Source organism: Flavobacteriales bacterium (assembly GCA_016704485.1).
GTDB lineage: Bacteria > Bacteroidota > Bacteroidia > Flavobacteriales_F > PHOS-HE28 > PHOS-HE28.
The window spans coordinates 1,678,809-1,695,765 of the sequence record JADJAA010000001.1 but is presented as its reverse complement, the minus strand read 5'-3'; the positions used below and the strand labels follow the sequence as shown (position 1 = coordinate 1,695,765).

At 50.3% G+C, this 16,957-nt stretch carries 9 protein-coding genes; 4 read left to right on the top strand and 5 right to left on the bottom strand.

The annotated features are described in order from the left end of the window. The first annotated feature begins 319 nt into the window (after window positions 1-319). Complete coding sequence (locus IPF95_07105) at window positions 320-1,933, top strand: DUF4139 domain-containing protein (GenBank protein MBK6474465.1); 1,614 nt, start codon at window positions 320-322, stop codon at window positions 1,931-1,933. 135 nt (window positions 1,934-2,068) lie between these two features. Beyond that, window positions 2,069-3,532, top strand: coding sequence for a T9SS type A sorting domain-containing protein (locus IPF95_07100; protein ID MBK6474464.1), 1,464 nt, complete (start codon window positions 2,069-2,071; stop codon window positions 3,530-3,532). Window positions 3,533-3,580: 48 nt separating this feature from the next. Here the strand turns inward: IPF95_07100 and IPF95_07095 are convergent, their stop codons facing one another. Next, a complete protein-coding gene (locus tag IPF95_07095; GenBank protein ID MBK6474463.1) occupies window positions 3,581-4,654 on the bottom strand; it encodes an acyl-CoA desaturase in 1,074 nt (357 codons plus the stop codon). Window positions 4,655-4,912: 258 nt separating this feature from the next. Here IPF95_07095 and IPF95_07090 point away from each other — a divergent pair, with 258 nt between their 5' ends. Both IPF95_07090 and IPF95_07085 read left to right on the top strand, forming a co-directional pair. Beyond that, the gene (locus IPF95_07090) at window positions 4,913-5,437 is read left to right on the top strand and encodes an RNA-binding protein (GenBank protein ID MBK6474462.1); all 525 of its coding nucleotides are present in this window, start codon (window positions 4,913-4,915) and stop codon (window positions 5,435-5,437) included. A 218-nt stretch (window positions 5,438-5,655) separates the two neighbouring features. Then, window positions 5,656-8,160, top strand: coding sequence for a TonB-dependent receptor (locus IPF95_07085; GenBank protein ID MBK6474461.1), 2,505 nt, complete (start codon window positions 5,656-5,658; stop codon window positions 8,158-8,160). An 18-nt stretch (window positions 8,161-8,178) separates the two neighbouring features. Here IPF95_07085 and IPF95_07080 read toward each other — a convergent pair whose 3' ends face one another. The 4 genes from IPF95_07080 to IPF95_07065 form a co-directional block, all read right to left on the bottom strand. Further along, complete coding sequence (locus tag IPF95_07080; protein ID MBK6474460.1) at window positions 8,179-9,156, bottom strand: hypothetical protein; 978 nt, start codon at window positions 9,154-9,156, stop codon at window positions 8,179-8,181. Continuing rightward, the gene (locus tag IPF95_07075) at window positions 9,153-11,390 is read right to left on the bottom strand and encodes a TonB-dependent receptor (GenBank protein MBK6474459.1); all 2,238 of its coding nucleotides are present in this window, start codon (window positions 11,388-11,390) and stop codon (window positions 9,153-9,155) included. The genes IPF95_07080 and IPF95_07075 overlap by 4 nt, the downstream gene beginning before the upstream one ends. 228 nt (window positions 11,391-11,618) lie before the next feature. Continuing rightward, the gene (locus IPF95_07070; protein ID MBK6474458.1) at window positions 11,619-12,866 is read right to left on the bottom strand and encodes a T9SS type A sorting domain-containing protein; all 1,248 of its coding nucleotides are present in this window, start codon (window positions 12,864-12,866) and stop codon (window positions 11,619-11,621) included. Window positions 12,867-13,091: 225 nt separating this feature from the next. Beyond that, entirely contained in the window at window positions 13,092-16,772 is a 3,681-nt protein-coding gene (locus tag IPF95_07065) for a T9SS type A sorting domain-containing protein (protein ID MBK6474457.1), read from the bottom strand. Window positions 16,773-16,957 lie beyond the last annotated feature (185 nt).

Below are 16,957 nucleotides of genomic sequence, written 5' to 3'. Positions count from 1 at the left end.
AACGATTGCAGAAATACCCACTTATGGGTATTGTGAGCGGAAAATGATCACCGTTGATTTGTACGCATGGAAGGTAAGAACACCAACTACGTAGCCGATAACAGCTACTGAACATTTCTAAAAGAAAAAGCGGTTGAAGGAAAGGTTACTGGTCCATTCTCTCCCGCCACGAACGCCCCATATAGCTTGGGGCGTTCGACTTTTGTGATCGTGGCCTGTACTTTGCACTTCGCAGTTTATTCCACTTACCGATGAACCTTTTTGCTTCAGATGGGTACTGGAATAAGTAGAATCATAAGCTTACGAAATGACCCCTCGAATGACCCGTTCCTTCATTGCGCTTATTGCGCTGACCCTTTTACCATCACTTTACGCGGTAGACGAAACACCAGTAACCAGCAAGGTCTCTGAAGCAAAAGTTTTCCTGAGCGGAGCTCAGGTTTCACGCAAAGCCAGTGCGAAGGTGCCATCCGGAACAAGCACATTTGTATTTACCGGGTTGGCACAAGGCATCGATCCGCAGAGCATACAAGTAACAGGCAAAGGTGGATACAGCATATTGAGTGTGAACCACCGCATCAATTACTTGACGGAAAGTCCAAAGAAGCCGGAAATAGAGGACTTGCAGACTCGTATCAAAAAACTGGAGCACGACTTCAACATCGAAAAAGGACTACAACAAGTTTGGGAGAACGAAGAGAAACTACTGCAGCAGAATTGGGCCGTAGGTGGCCAAACGAACGGTATATCCGCTGCGCAATTGCAAGGTGTGGTGGACTATCAACGGGAACGCATGAAAGCGATGAAAGCCGGTTGGCTTGAGCAGCAGGAAAAGCTTACGAAAATTGAAGAAGAAGCGAATAAATTGCGACAGCAAGTACAACAATTACAAAGCCAAGCGCCGCGTCCTACAAGTGAAGTCGTAGTTGAGATCAGCAGCACCGCTGAAGTGAATGCGAGTTTCGTTCTGAGCTATTTCGTGGGCAGCGCAGCCTGGACACCAGCATATGATCTGCGTGCAATCGGTGTTGGCCAGCCCATAGAACTGCTGATGAAAGCGCAAGTGACGAACAATACCGGTGAGGATTGGGATAAGGTGGATCTGAGCTTGAGTAGCGGAAACCCAACTCTGGGAGGCATCATGCCTACACTTACTCCATGGACCTTGTACTTGCCGCAGATCATGCGCACCGAGACGATCAGCAAAGCTCCTAGACAGCAACCGATGATGGATGCCGCCAGCACCCTAGCCTCCGGTAGTGAGTACAAACTGATGGAGGACCAGGACGCTTCCGTGGTGAACTGGAACACGGTCGAAAGCCGAACCACAACGATCGAGTTCGTGATCCAAACACCATTCAGTGTCCCAAGCGATGGCGCTCCGCATATGATCGGCGTAAGCAGCCAAACAATTCCTGCAACCTACAAGCACTACACCACACCAAAGCGCGACAAGGATGCTTTCCTCTATGCACGCACCACCGGTTGGGAAGACCTGAACCTCTTGCCCGGCGAAGCGAATGTGTTCTTCGAAGGCACGTTCGTAGGCCAGAGTTATTTGGAACTCGACATACCAAAGGACACGTTGGAGATCTCGTTGGGCCGTGATAAGGGTGTATCAGTTGAGCGCGTTCGGCGCAAGACCACCAATGAAAAAGCGGTGATCGGTGGAAAGCGAACAGTAAGTATCGGCTGGGATATTTCTGTGCGCAACACCAAGAACACCCCGGTGGATCTCGAAGTTCATGATCAATACCCGTTAAGTCCTCAAAGCGAGATCGAAGTAAAATTGGAAGACGAAGGCGGTGCTACCGTGAACAAGAACACGGGCAAGCTTACTTGGAACATTACGGTCGCTCCAAAGGAAACGAAGAAGCTCGGGTTCGTTTATACGGTGAAGCACCCGAAGGACATGCCGGTGGTATTGGAGTGAGGTTGTTGTAGGTTGGATGTTGTTCGCGCCCAGACTGCCAGCGACGAACAAACCACTCATCGATCAGGACCCGGTTGGGGATCACTTCTTGATAGCGTTATGAACGATCATTAACTTGCCGGGAAAGCCGATCACATGCAAAAGATCCAACAGCTTGCACTTCTTGTCTTGATCATTCCCTCGATCTCAACGGCCCAATCCATCGATTCGGTTACGCTGACGGAGGTCGGAAGATACCAGCATGGCTACGTTTCCTTCCCGGATAGTTTTTCTGCGCCAACGTTGAGCAGTCGGATCGATCGGCTCGGCAGACCGTACATCTACATGGCATGTAGCGATTCCGGATTGATGGTTCTTGACATCTCAGAACCGGGATCACCTCAAGTCGCGAGCAGAATGTATCCAAGTGTGTTCGGTGGTCTCAAGGTGATGAACTTGGAACAGTATGGTAATCTCCTCTATTTGGCAGTTGGGGACCTCGCGGGTAATGGACAGAACCCCGGTTTAGCGATCTTGGATATAAGCGATCCGGCAGATCCGTTGCTGCTTGACACCTACACACATGCACCATTTACGCACGGAAGCGCAATAGTGAAGGTCCATGAGGGATTCGCTTATCTCGGTGCCATGGAAGAAGGCATCGTGGTCCTCGACGTGATCGACCCCGAGAACATCGCTTTCCGCTCTTCTTTTCTTCCGCCGGACCCTACGTGGCCGGACATTGTGAATTACCCCGCAAATGCACGCGGCATGGCCATAACCGGCGATATGCTCTATTTGGCATTTGATGCGGGAGCTCTGCGGGCCATAGACATTTCGGATCCTGGAGCGCTAACAGAGGTCGGTCGTTACGTGAATCCTTCGCACCCGATCTTTACTAATCCGGCGTACAACAATGTGCTGGTTCTTAACGATCGTCTCTATGCAACGATCGATTATTGCGGATTGGAGATCGTGGACATCAGCGACCCGGGGAACATGACCCAGGTGAATTGGTTGAACCCATGGAATTGCTCCGGCTTCAACTGGTTCGGTAGCGATGGCCACGACAATGAGATGCTCACAGCTCTGGGAGACAGCCTCCTATTCGTAAGCGGTGCAGATAGCGAGATCATGGTCTATGACATCACAGATCCTGATGAGCCGGTCCTGAAAGGCGGGCACATCCTACCCAATGATAGTGCAGCAACCTGGGGTGTCGATCTGTTCGGTGATCTTGTAGTGGGAAATTTCATCAATAATCATGGACTACCCTTACAGCCGTACGATTCGAAATATGGTGGCGTGGTTCTTTTCAATTGGGAAGTGGACATCAGCACCGGCCTGCACGAAGATCCCATCGGGAACGAACTATTGACGGTGTTCCCGAACCCGACTGATGGCATCTTCACAATAAGGATGCCTCAGGGTTTGCCTTGGATCCAAGACCTAGTGATAACGGACATTATCGGTCGTCCGGTCCAAAAGGCGGGCATTCTGAATGGTGGACCTGAGAATACAGTTACGGTGGATCTATCCGGCCACGATGTCGGGCTGTACCTGATTGTTTGCACTCTAGGAGATCAGCGTTTGGTGAGCAGATTGGTATTGGAGCGTTGAATCTCCCGGTGGTCCGATAAAGCAGACCACTGTTCCAACAACACCCTCTTACGCCACCCCGACCTGCCGCAAATGCCTTAAGTGCGAAAGCAATGCACTGCGCAGCGAAGGGAATTCCCTATACGTGATATTGAACTCCGCGCATACCTCTATCAAACGCTTGTTCAGCGCAGGGTAATGCACGTGGCTGATGCGTGGGAACAAGTGATGTTCCACCTGAAAATTCAATCCACCAAAAAGCCAGTTCCACACCTTGTTGTGCGTAGCGAAGTTGACGGTTGTAGCTACCTGATGCACAGCCCATTCAGACTCCACATGCTGCGGGTCCGTCGACCCTGGAACGAAATCGGTATCCTCTACCACATGCGCCAATTGGAATACGACCGAGATCACTATTCCGGTCACGAACACCATAACACCGTAACCGATCAACGTTGGAACCACCCCTGCGAAGAACATAGGAAGCACCACGAAGACCGTAAAGTAACCCACTTTCGATCCCCAGAAAATGAAATGCTCCTTCAAGCTTAGCGGCTTCAATTTGGTCTTCTCACCGATCTTGCCTGTAAAGTATTTCTGCATATCGTTCACTGTGATCCACAGCAGATACGTCAAGCCATAGAGCAGCAGACCGTAGATGTGTTGGAACCGATGGAACCAATGCTTTGGCTGTCCTTTGTGAACACGCATGAAGAATTTGATGTCGATGTCCTCATCCATTCCTTCGATGTTGGTGAAGGTGTGGTGGTTCACATTGTGTTTCGCTTTCCAATAATGCACACTGCCCCCTAGCATGTTCAGCGAATGCCCCATCATTTCGTTCACCCAATTCCGGCGGCTATAACTGCCATGTGCACCGTCGTGCATCACGTTGAACCCGATACTTGCCATTACTAGACCCAGCAAAGTGCAAAGGCCAAGTGAGAGCCATCCGTTCTCAGGTGTGAAGAACACCAGAACGGTATAAAGGCCCACCAGTGCCGTCATCAGTATGGCGGTCTTCCAATAGAGCCGTCCATCGCCAGTTTTACGCAGGTTGTTCTCCGTGAAATAAGCTTCCGTGACCTCACGGAGACGTTGGAAAAAGACGGGTGGCGTTTTAGCAAAAGTGGTTTTGGACATGGTGTAATAATAACGCTGAGGGCATACAAAGGTAACGCATCCACATTGGGCCTTCAGGTGCAGAATGCGACGGAATTATGAACCCTATCTCTAAGAATATCAGTAACGGACCAATGGATTAGTTCCCAAAATTTCCGTCGTCCTCACTTGACCGATCCAAAAACGTCCTACTTTCGCTCCGTCCAAAGGCCCCATTGTGCTTTGGCGAGACCAACGGGGTACAGGCAAGATCAATTTAAAAAACCGTCAGTAGAACTCATGAACATTTACGTCGCCAACGTGCCATACACAGTGAAGGATCAAGACCTTCAGGAGCTTTTCACCGAATATGGTGAAGTCACCTCAGCCAAGGTCATTATGGATAAAGTCACTAACCGTAGTCGCGGTTTTGGGTTTGTTGAAATGGCAGACGATGATGCCGGTCGCAAAGCGATCGAAGGCACCAACGGAAAGAACTTCCATGGTCGTGACCTGGTAGTGAATGAAGCTCGTCCACGTACTGAAGGTGATCGCGGCGGAGACCGTGGTGGTGACCGTGGTGGATATCGCGGTGGCGGCGGTGGTGGCGGTTATCGCGGAGGCGGTGGTGGCGGCGACCGTGGTGGATACGGTGGCGGAGGCGGTGGTGATCGCGGAGGATATGGAGGCGGTGGAGACCGTGGTGGAGATAGAGGCGGTGATCGTGGTGGTGATCGCGGCGGATACCGTGGTGGTGACCGTGACCGTGGTGGTCGTGGTGGAGATCGCGACGGTGGCCGTGACGGCGGTCGTGACGATTATTGAACTGCAATTCAGATCTAGTGTATAAAGCCCCTCGGTGATCCGGGGGGCTTTTCATTTTGGGGTTGGTTCACTAGCGCGTATGTGAACGATCGTTAACATCAAGGGAAGGTCGGGCACATCATCGTCCTATACCACACAAGGGCCTGCCAATAGCAGGTACCTTTGCCATCGTTCACAAAAGGCCATTCAACCGATAAATTACCCTCGATTTTGCACCCATGTTCAATTCCCGGGTACTTACACTCATCTTACTGGTTTCGTGGATCAGTATTGAAGCACTGGCCCAGGAAGGTTCTACCGGAAGAGGACGTGGCACTATGCCTGCGATCGGCAAGCTATTCGGTAAGGTTTTAGACTCTGAAACCAAGAAGCCGGTCGAATTCGCAACGGTCACTGTGTTCAGCGTGCGCAAGGACAGCGTGGTAGGGGGTTCCTTGGTTCAGGGGAACGGTGATTTCTTAGTGGAGAAATTACCACTGGGTCCATTGCGCATCAAAGTGGGATTCATGGGTTATAGGACATTGGAACAAACTGTTCAATTGACCCGGGATACCATCGAAATAGATCTTGGAGATCTATCGTTGGAGACCGACCCGGAATTGCTAAAGGAAGCAGAGATCGTAAGTGAAAAGAGCACCATGACGATGCAGGTAGATCGTCGCGTGTTCAATGTGGACAAGGACTTGAGCACCCAAGGTGGTACCGGTGTTGAAGTCATGAAGAATGTTCCAGGCCTTACCGTGGATGTGGATGGTAATGTTCAAATGCGAGGTGCCAACCCCCAGATCTTGATCGATGGGCGACCGAGTTCCATAACATTGGAGCAGATCCCTGCGGAAGAGATCGAACGCGTTGAAGTGATCACGAACCCCTCAGTAGCATTTGATGCAAACACCACCGGTGGCATCATTAACGTGGTTCTTAAAAAGAGTATGAAACCCGGTTACAGCGGTCAATTGCAAGGTGGTATTGGCAGCAACGATCGGTACCAGGCCGGAGGGAACATCAATGCGAAGGACGGCAAATGGGCCTTCAACCTGAGCTATAACTACAATACCGGTCGCAACCTCACCAATGGCGATACCCGACGTACGGACCTGAATAACGGAGAGACCTTGGGTTATTTCGATCAAGTAACTACGAGCAACTCCATGCGCGGAGGTCATGGCGGGCGTTTCGGAGTGGATTGGCAAGCGACGAATCGAAGTCTGTTCAGTTTGTCTCAAGGTTTGCGTTTTATGGGTCGCGGCGGCTCGGATAAACAAGCATTCACTTCCCGGAATGGTTCGGGTACCGTAATTGAAACCGGTGACCAGATCAATACGACGGACAACGATATGCAGAGCTACAGTACACAATTCATGTACAAGCACACATCACCGAAGCCCGGTAAGGAATGGACCATGGATGTGAACTACAACCGTTGGCAACGTGATACCAGATCGGATTTCGATCGCTACACTTATGGTCAAGATGGTACGCAACAGGCTTTCAGCCCTTGGTTACAAACAAACCTCGGTGGCAGTACGTCCAACAGTTACACCTTCCAGACCGATTGGAAGGAGCCCATAGGCGAGCGCACCAAACTGGAATGGGGAGCGAAGGTGGCCTACTCTCAGGATAACACCTACTTGAACGTATTCGAAACGTCGCCGATCGTTGGTGAAGCTGTAAAGGATACTTCATTGACAAACGATTATTTCATCACTGATAACACCAATGCGATCTATCTCAATTGGATGCGCAAATTGAATGATCGCTGGAGTGCGCAAGCAGGCCTTCGCTTTGAGCAGACGGCGTTCATTGTTGAACTGCTCGGCAAGGATGTTGAGTACCGATACGAATATCCGAATGGCTCATCGAATTTTGGGAAGGCACTTTTTCCTGCGATCTATCTGGTACGGAATTGGGAAGGAAGTGATCGCGAATTACAATTCAACTTTTCACGCAAGATCGACCGGCCGAGATTCTGGCAGATCATGCCTGTGATCTGGAGCGCGGACAGTCGGAACATTCGCATTGGAAATCCCGCTTTGGCTCCTCAGTTCAGCAACATTGCCGAAGTGAACCATTTGACCCCGTTCATGGATGGAAAAGCCACATGGCTAACTTCAGTGTACGGTCGGTTCACGGAGAACGTTATCACCAGCTACAGTTCTCCCCTATCCTCTGACAGCACGATCCTGCGGAACACTTTCGTTAACGGCGCGAACAGCACACGGGCTGGATGGGAGAACATCTTCAAATTCCGTTTTTTTCAAGACCTTCAAGTTACGCTTAGTGGCACGTTGCAATACACGGATCTGACATTGGGTAGTGATCAGGGTGGTTTACGCAATCAAGGGACGAACTGGGAGGCAAAAGCACTGGTGCAATACAGATTCAAGAAAGCGTGGAACATTCAGTTGAATGGCGAATACGAAAGTCCGGAAGTTCAGGCTCAGGGTCGGTCGCTTTCACAATACAGCATGGATGCATCATTGGGTTACGACTTCAACAAACGCTTGACCGGTGTTGTCTCGGTGAATGATGTCTTCTATACGAACCGGCACGGGAGTACGATCAACACACCCTATCTCTATCAGGAAAGTTTCGGTCGTCGTGAGCAACGCTATGTGCGTTTCACATTAACATGGAAATTCGGTGAGAGCGACGCCTCGTTGTTCCGCAAGAAAGGTCAACGCCCTGCAGGCGAAAGCGGTGGCGGGGAAATGGATTTTTAGGGTGATCCTTTATCGGAACTACAACCCCACCACTTCGAACCGTGGGTTACCACGCTGGCCAGCGGCATTGTACCAATCGGTAAAATGCAATTTGTAGAAATATCCTTCGACATCCTGAACGATGAATACGTGATCCGGGAAGATCGCATAGATACCGGTATCGAAATCGTATTCTTTCCAATCGTATCCGATCACATCCTCGTTCGTGTTGAAGGGGTTCGCCATTGTATCTGCCAATGAGACCGAAGCAAAATCATTCGTAAAGAACTCGCTCACTCTACAACCGCTGAAACCGCTGACCGCGCCAGTCACCAAATAGGCCAAATAAGGGTCGTAGAATTGGTAGGTGTATTGCGAGAAAACGAGATCATACGCGCCATGCGGGGGAGCGATCAGAACTTGCTGCCCATTCAGAATGCTGAAATGAACGTACGTTCGTGATGGGTCTTTCTGTACGGTGAATTGTTGCACGTTGCTGCCGTTCATCGCTGCTACTTCGAAGGTGTATTGCGTAGTTGTTGACTCCAACACCCTCACTCTTCGGATACCGAGCAAAGTGCCCTCGGCATCAAGACCAAGGTCAAGTACGTACACTTCATCATTCATTCGCCAGTCACCGAACGCAAGGCTATCCACCATGCCTTCGCTATGATCGTATTCCCATTGTACTCCGAACCCGTTCGTATCGGTCGCCAAGGTGATGTCGGTCGTACTGGTCCTGTTGGCCCGCATGAAACGCGCTGGGTTCACACGTACCTGCCAGCCCGCAGCACCACACTCAAAGGCGAGATCCCAAGCCGTTTTACTGTTCTGCGCAACAACGGAATTGGTTCCGAGGTCGAACCACAATTGCTCATTGTAGCCATTGCCCATGGTCAACTGAACTTCGACCACATCACCACGTTCCACTGGGATCACCGGTAATTCATCCTTCAAACATGAGGAAAGCAACGCACTGCTCGCCACGGCGAAAATGACCATACCAAGGATCCTCATTTTCTAAGAGCTGATAATTCAAGGTTCAAGCGCATAAAGAAAAGGCGACCGTTCATCATGGGTACGCTGGAACCACCGTTACCGTGCACTCCTCCAACACCGGAGCTGGTGGCATTCAGATTCTGCACGTCGAACAGGTTCTTGCACCCCACTGTAAGTCCAATTCGCTTTTTCAATAGCTCTTTCGTCAGAGATACATCGGCCATGCCATATGCTTCGATCATCGAGCGTTGCACCGTATTGTCATCGGCCAAGGCGTAGTTGGAGACCAACCCTTGGTATTTGAAAAATGCTTGTGCTGATAAACCGTGCTTTGCCCAAGTGTGTGATATGGAACCACGCGCTTCATGTGACCACAGGTAATCGTTCGCTCCGTCATTTGCGAGATCATCCTTACGACCTGTGACATTACCACCTGCACTGATCACCCAATTCCCATTCTCCCAAGACAGGCCAAGATTTCCTCCGGCGGTACTGTACTGGCCAATATTGACATACGTGTAAAGCGTGGCATCCACCTGCGCCAAGGTGATCATATCGTTGATGGTATTGTAAAATCCACTGAGTTCAGCGCGCCATGCACCGCGTTCGCGTGGTTCATTCCAAGTAAGCGATGCACTGAAGTTGTTGGAATGCTCTGCATCGAGCTCCTTGTTACCACGTATATCATGATTCACATCCACGAAATAGAAATAGAGTTCCTTCAGCGAAGGGGTACGGAACCCTCGGGCATAACTAGCTCTGAACGTGAAAGCCGTATCCAACTGCCAACGGACGTTGAGCGATGGCACCAACGGGGCGTCGTAGATGGTGTTGTACGAATAACGGACCGCAGGTCTAACTACGACCTGCTTCCATGGCTTGTACTCGATACTTGAATAGATCGCGTAGTCACCGATCGAGGCGCCATCGTCTTGTACAATGCGTTGGCCGGAACCGGTCTCGTAATTCAGGTCCGTCCCGAATTCATAACGCAATTGAGCATCTTCCTCCGCAGAAAAGTAGACCAGTCTCGCATTGGTCAATGTGAATAGCGAGGTGTCCTGTACATCTTCACCGACCACGAGTTGTTCTCCAAGGTTCGTAAGATCACGGACCCATGTATTGCGTGTACGCTTGTACCGATCGTGCGCTATGATCAGGTTCAGTTTGCGTCCATTGCTCCAATAGTGATCGGCAAATAAAGCGTTATCGAAGCGTTGTGTTCTGTACTCCTCATCGAATGCTGAAACGTAGTAAGGTGCTCTTGGTCTACCGCGCGCGGTGATCAGGTCATTGCTGACCTCGGCCTTATATCCAAGGTGCCAGGAATTGCTATTCCATCGGTAGTTGAGACGCCCTGTATACTGCTCGCGTGGCTTCCATTGTTGGTAGCGTGTAGTATCCGCCAGTGCGGGCTTAAAGTTGGGAATATCTGTCTGGCCGGGGTTCCAGCCGTTGAAATAATCGCGACCAAGATTAATGTTCACGTTATGCTTTCCCCACCGTTTGGAGGCGGTTCCCCAGAGGTTGAGCCGACCAATATGTTCAGTGTACGAACTGAATTTGAAGGTAGGTGCTTCACTAGCGTTCTTCTTCGTGATCAAGTTGATGGTTCCGGCCAATGCATTGGTTCCATAGCTCACGCTCAATGGCCCTTCCACGATCTCCACACGCGCTATGCCGTTCAGATCCATCTGGGCTAGATCGATGTTCCCATTCTGCCTTCCGATCACAGGCACACCATCGATCAGGATCTTCACGTTCTGTCCGCTCAGCCCTTGCATGGAAATGGAAGTACCAAGGATATTGTCCTGTGAAAGCTGAATATTCAGCTCATTCTGTAAGGCATCGGCAAGCGTGTTCGAAGCGCGTGCTTGCAACTGAGCTTCATCGATCACACGTACTTTGTGTATGGCATTAACCGCAGAAGTAAGCCCATACTGACCGGTAACCACAGCGTCCTTCAGTTGTTGCGGGTCCCGCTTCAAGCCAAACTTGATCAGCGTTAGTGCCGGTATGTCCGCCACCATGTATCCAAGCGCTTCAATTCGCACGAAAGCAGCTTTCTTGCCTAAAAGTTCACCATCAACAAAAACAGCTTTGCCGTTCAGATCGGTGCTCTTCGATGCAATACCCGTGTGATCTTCGGCCTCTAGCCGTACCACTGCGAACGGAACAGGCTTACCGTCAATACAATCGAATACCTCAACCGACGTCTGTGCGGAAAGGGCTCCCGAAAGCAGGAGAAGCATGATCCATAATGATCGCAAATGCAGTATGTACGGATTGACGCTCACGCGAGGCGAAGTCGCTTAGTTCCTTTCGCTGCGCGAAGGTCGGCCAGCTATTGTCGGATACTGTCACAGTTCGGTAGATCCGGAGGATCCATTCTCCGGTCACAAGAGTGAACGATCACCCCTACAACATTGAACGCCCCATGCCAACCAAGGCATAGAGCGTTCTACGCAACGAGGGGCTCTTTATTCAATGACCAATTTGGTATTGGTCACGCCACTCACATGAGCGATACGGACCATGTACACACCTTGTGTCAATGATGAAACGTCCAATGTTCTTATTGCTAGCGGGTTGATCCCTGTCAGCTTTTGACTTTGCACCAGTTTGCCATTCACAGCGGAGATCGTGAGCTGTGCTTCATTCGCGGGAATATCCAACAACACGTTCACGCTGCTTCCATTCGTGGGGTTCGGGAATATGATCGCCGATCCGTTCGTTCCATATTCATTCACACTCGTTGCGCTGACGAGCTCTTGGGTGAAGGTGATGGTACCCGTAGCACCACCTCCATATTCGGTAAAGATCAGTTTCCAGATATTGCCATCGCGGTCCTGAACAAAATAGGTGCGGTCCGGTGTGTATTCCCACACGAAGGTGGTCATGTTGAAGTTCTTCCAATCAAAACCGATCACATTCATATCATCACTGAATGTTCCGCCGCTCCACGATGCGGATTCGGAGGGTACACCATCCACCTGCAATGCTTGTACTTCACGGTTCTGAAAGCATCCTACAACCGGATAAAAACCTTCCGCCGGTTGTGTAACGAAACCCAGGTATTTCGTGAAGACCAGATCCCATGTGGAAGCATCCGGTTCTTGGGCCAATGGGCTATTCGTCTCCAGCGAGTAATATCCGAAGTTCATTGAAGAATAATCACCTCGAACAATGCTCCCTACCTGTTCTGCGCCGCCATCAAGGTCGGCCCATGTGAACGTGAACGCGTTGGTCGTTGAAGCGTAACCATCAATGCGCAACTTCTTCCACGAACCATCGGCGAGCTTCAGTACGAACAAACTATCTCCGGTAATGTTATGAGATACCATGTTGTAGATGCCCCATCCCAGATCGAAGGGGTTGCTTGTAAGGCCTTGATTGAGTGCACCCGAACTCCAGTTCGTTTCACTGTTCTGTTGCGGGGTCCAGGATACAGCGAGTCCGGATGTATCGAGCATTGTCCACTCAGTAATCGTGTAAGGTGCTTTAAAGACCTGAATGCCTTTGGCCGTATTGACCAGTATACTCCCCGTTATCCCGGAAGTTTCGAAGGCCAGATCCCACTGCGCCAGAGCTGGGTTACTGATGGTCCCGTTCTGTAAGCTGTAGAATTCCTGAGCGGTATTCCCGGCATTCGTGTTAACAACGACCGTTGTCTGAGCAAAAGTCGCGATTGAAAGAAGTGAGGCTGCGCACAGCGTAAAAAGCTTCATGAAATGTGTTGCTGTTTTTCCGGGTACAAAGCAACTACCGGAACGTTGAGCACACAACCCATGAATGGCCTTCTAAGGCCGTTTCGGTCATGGAATTGTCAAGAGAATGGATCATGATCCGGAATACCATTCAATGATCCGATCCAAAACAAAAAAGACCCGCACCTGCCTCCACGCATTTACTGAGGGACGGCAGACTGCGGGTCTTATAAAATAACTGTTGGACTACTTCAGACCGATCTTAACGAAACGCTGTGATTCAACACCATGCACACTTTGAACGCGCAGCGTATACGTACCATTGGTAAGTGCGTGCACATTCACGATCAACGGAACGGTTGCGTTGCCGTTCACTTTTTCACTTAGGACCTGATGACCCATAGCGTCAAGAATGGTCAATTCGACCTCGGCGTTATTACCCGTTATCTTCTCACTTACCTGCACATGCAATTGGTCCACAGCAGGTACAGGCCAGATCGCTGTAGAAGGTTGTGTGATAATATTTCCGCAATCGGTCACAGTGAAAGGCACTCCAGGAATATCTATACCTGCGCAGAATGGTTCATCACTCTGTGTGAGCAGGATATGAACGGCATCCATGGTGGACATTCCCGGTGTGATCAGTGAAAGATCCAAAGTCAGTGGATCGTAGACCAACCCGTGGATCGAGTATGCACCCGGTGTGGTAACAGAAAAGCTCGCCGTTGGACTGATCTCCTCGATCACTGCATTCTCACCACTTGCAAGGATATATGCCACGGTGTAACCAGGAGGAACCAACATACTCGCATTCGGTGTAGCGGAAAGTGTGATCTCTCCATTCACCAAACAACCACCGCTCCCGTTCGCGGTGAGGTGGACCTTCGCTAAACACGGCTCCAAGCAATTACCAATGGCATATTGGGCACCGGTCTGGTCCAACCCTGCACAAATGTTCCCTCCGTTCAACAGGATGTATGCAACTACATCGGCTGCTGTCGAAACACCCAACTGGATGATCGATAGATCAAGCGTTGCGGGGTTGTACACAATGGAATGCATGGAATAGACACCCGGCGTAGTGATCACGAATGATGGAACAGGACCGACCTGCATGATCACTAGATCCGGGCCGTATGCCAATACATAATTCTGTACGAAACCAGAAGGTACGATGGCATCTCCATTCGGCGTAGCCATCAACGTGGAAGCGCCATCCGACAAACAACCCAAGCTGTTGACCCCGGTTATGGTACCAGCAGAAATGATGCATTCCGTGGAACAAGGTTCGATCGTGAATGATGCACCGTCCACATCCAACGCAGCACAGATATCACCATCACCTTGGATCAACAAGGCATTCACCTCAGGTGCCGTGGTCACCCCGAATTCAATGATGGTCAGGTCGAGGGTATTCGGATCATAGACCAAGGTGTGGATGGTGTAAACTCCTATCACATCCACGGCAAAAGATGGGTCGGCACTAACTGCTTCGATCACCAGACCGCCGCCACTGGTCAGCACATAGAGGGTAGAATAACCTACTGGCTCTACCGCATCACCATTCGCATTCGCGGAAATAAGAACAGGGCTACCTTCAATGCATGGTGCAGCGTTTCCTGTAAGCGTTCCAGCATCAGCCAAGCAATCGGTCGTGCATTCCTCAATACTGAATGATGCACCGGTAATATCCAAACTACCACAGATATCTCCACCTCCTTGTAACAACAAACCGTGGATCGCACTCGCAGGTGTAGTTCCGAACACCACAACGCCTAGATCCAACGTACCGGCATCATACACCAGCGTATGAATTGCGTACAGACCAGTATTGGATATGGCAAAACTTGGAGTTATAGAAGTTTGTTGGATGATCTGTCCTGTACCGTTCGTGAGCACATAGATCGTTGCGTAACCTGACGGCTCCACTGCATCACCATTCGGTGTGGCGGAGATCGTTGCCATTCCATCCAATAGGCACGGAGTCTTATTACCGGTCAACGACCCGGCTTGGGTAAAGCACTCAACGCTGCAATCAATGACAAGCGTTGATGCACCAACCAGGTCAAGAGACGCACATATGTTTCCGCCGCCTTGGATAAGAAGAGCATTGACATCTGCGGCAGTAGTAACACCGTAGTTCACGACGGACAGATCCAACGTAGTAGGGTCATATACCAACGTATGCACGGTGAACGTACCATCAAATGAAACGTAGAAATCAGGGTCATTGGACACCTGTTGAAGGATGTGATCAGTACCCGAAGTAAGTACGTAGATCACTTCATAACCAGCAGGTACTGTTGGCGCATCCTCAACGAACGCCGTGACCGTGGCCTGTCCATCCACTAAACAGGTCTCGAACGAACCAATGCTCAATGAACCGGCATCCGTGAGACAAGGAACATTGCATTCGATCACTTCGATCGGCGCACCAGCAACGTCAAGTACGGCACATATCCCGCCGCCGCCTTGTAGGAGCATACCGTTCACATCCAAAACCGTTGTGGTTCCAAAAACAATCCCACCCAAAGGCAATGTCGCTGGATCATAGACAAGCGTATGGATCGTGAAGTCTCCCAGTTCCGTGACCATGAACATCGGCTCACTACTAGTTTCCAGGATGATCAGTTCGGGACCTTGCGAAAGAACATACAATACGGTGTACCCATTGGGCACATAAAGCCCACCGCTCGGAGTGGCGCTAATAGTTGCGGAACCAGTAACAATGCAAACCTGTGCTTCAACTGCTGTGAGGCCGCCCGATTCCGGATTCTCGACTTGGATCGTTGTACCTACCAGATCCAACGAAGCACAAATGGAGCCGCCGCCTTCGATCAACAGTCCGCTGATATCCACTGCACTGGTAACTCCGAATTGTACTGAACCAAGATCAAGCGTAGCCGGGTCATACACCAATGTATGCACGGTGTACACAGCCTCTTCCAATACATCGAAGATCGGAACGTTCCGGATCTGCTCAATGATCGCTCCGGGGGCGCTGGTCAGCACGTAGACCACTTCATATCCCGCGGGAACCACCTTATCACCATTTGAAATTCCACCGATCGCCGTACCTCCTTCCTGCAAGCAATCCGTTGGTTTGAAACCCGAAAGTGTTCCGGCATAAGCAGAGCATTCCGTACTGCACTCCACAACGTTCACCAGAGCGCCAGCAACATCGAGGACACCACAAATTGCACCTCCGCCTTGGAATAAAAGGCCATTGACGTCATTCAGTATGGAGCTTCCAAATACAATGAGATCAAGATCCAATGTTGCAGGATCATGGACCAACGTATGTATGGTATAGGTTCCAACAACATTCACCTCGAAAGACGGAGTAGCGGAAGCATCTTCAATAACAAGAGCTGCTCCGTTAGTAAGAACATACAACACGCTGTATCCTTCAGGAACGATGGTGCCATTTGCTGGCGATGCGGCTACGGTTGCCGACCCATCAGCCATACACACTTCGTCCATGACCGCAGAAATGCTACCGGTACTTGGATTAGCCACAATGATCTGCGTACCGACAAGATCCAGACCTGCGCAGATCGAACCACCACCTTGTACCAACACACCATTTATCGCACTCACCGACGTAACGCCTTGAACTATGCTAGTGAGATCGAGCGTAGCAGGATCATGGACCAACGTATGTATGGTATAGGTCGCTTCATCGGTGACATCAAAGATCGGTACCGTACGCACCTGTTGAATGATCGCTCCAGGACTAGTGGTGAGCAGATAGACCTTGGAAAAACCACTCGGCACCACTGCATCGCCATTCGGAATTCCGCCGATCGCGGTTCCACCATCCAACAAACAATCTGAAGGTTTAAACCCCGTCAAAGTACCGGCGAATGCATTGCATTCCGAACCGGTTTGAGCAAATACCACACTGCTCAAAAGGATAGTTCCCAATAGGAGAAAATTCCTCAATTTTCGTGAAAGGAATTCCCTTGAACAGTGCTTGATGAGTCCAGCGTGATCCATAGTTCTATGCTTTAGATGTGAAGTTCGATCGAGTGCCCCAATTTAGGAATTTGTCGTCAAACTACGGTTTTTGATCGATTCAATAATAAAAATGTTCGACGAATGCCTCCGTT

What these genes read in the sequence shown, in the direction of transcription:
- IPF95_07100 (MBK6474464.1), top strand. Translation starts at nt 2,069, where the DNA reads ATGCAAAAGATCCAACAGCTTGCACTTCTTGTCTTGATCATTCCCTCG.
- IPF95_07070 (MBK6474458.1), bottom strand. Translation starts at nt 12,866, where the DNA reads ATGAAGCTTTTTACGCTGTGCGCAGCCTCACTTCTTTCAATCGCGACT.
- IPF95_07105 (MBK6474465.1), top strand. Translation starts at nt 320, where the DNA reads ATGACCCGTTCCTTCATTGCGCTTATTGCGCTGACCCTTTTACCATCA.
- IPF95_07095 (MBK6474463.1), bottom strand. Translation starts at nt 4,654, where the DNA reads ATGTCCAAAACCACTTTTGCTAAAACGCCACCCGTCTTTTTCCAACGT.
- IPF95_07090 (MBK6474462.1), top strand. Translation starts at nt 4,913, where the DNA reads ATGAACATTTACGTCGCCAACGTGCCATACACAGTGAAGGATCAAGAC.
- IPF95_07085 (MBK6474461.1), top strand. Translation starts at nt 5,656, where the DNA reads ATGTTCAATTCCCGGGTACTTACACTCATCTTACTGGTTTCGTGGATC.
- IPF95_07075 (MBK6474459.1), bottom strand. Translation starts at nt 11,390, where the DNA reads ATGCTTCTCCTGCTTTCGGGAGCCCTTTCCGCACAGACGTCGGTTGAG.
- IPF95_07080 (MBK6474460.1), bottom strand. Translation starts at nt 9,156, where the DNA reads ATGAGGATCCTTGGTATGGTCATTTTCGCCGTGGCGAGCAGTGCGTTG.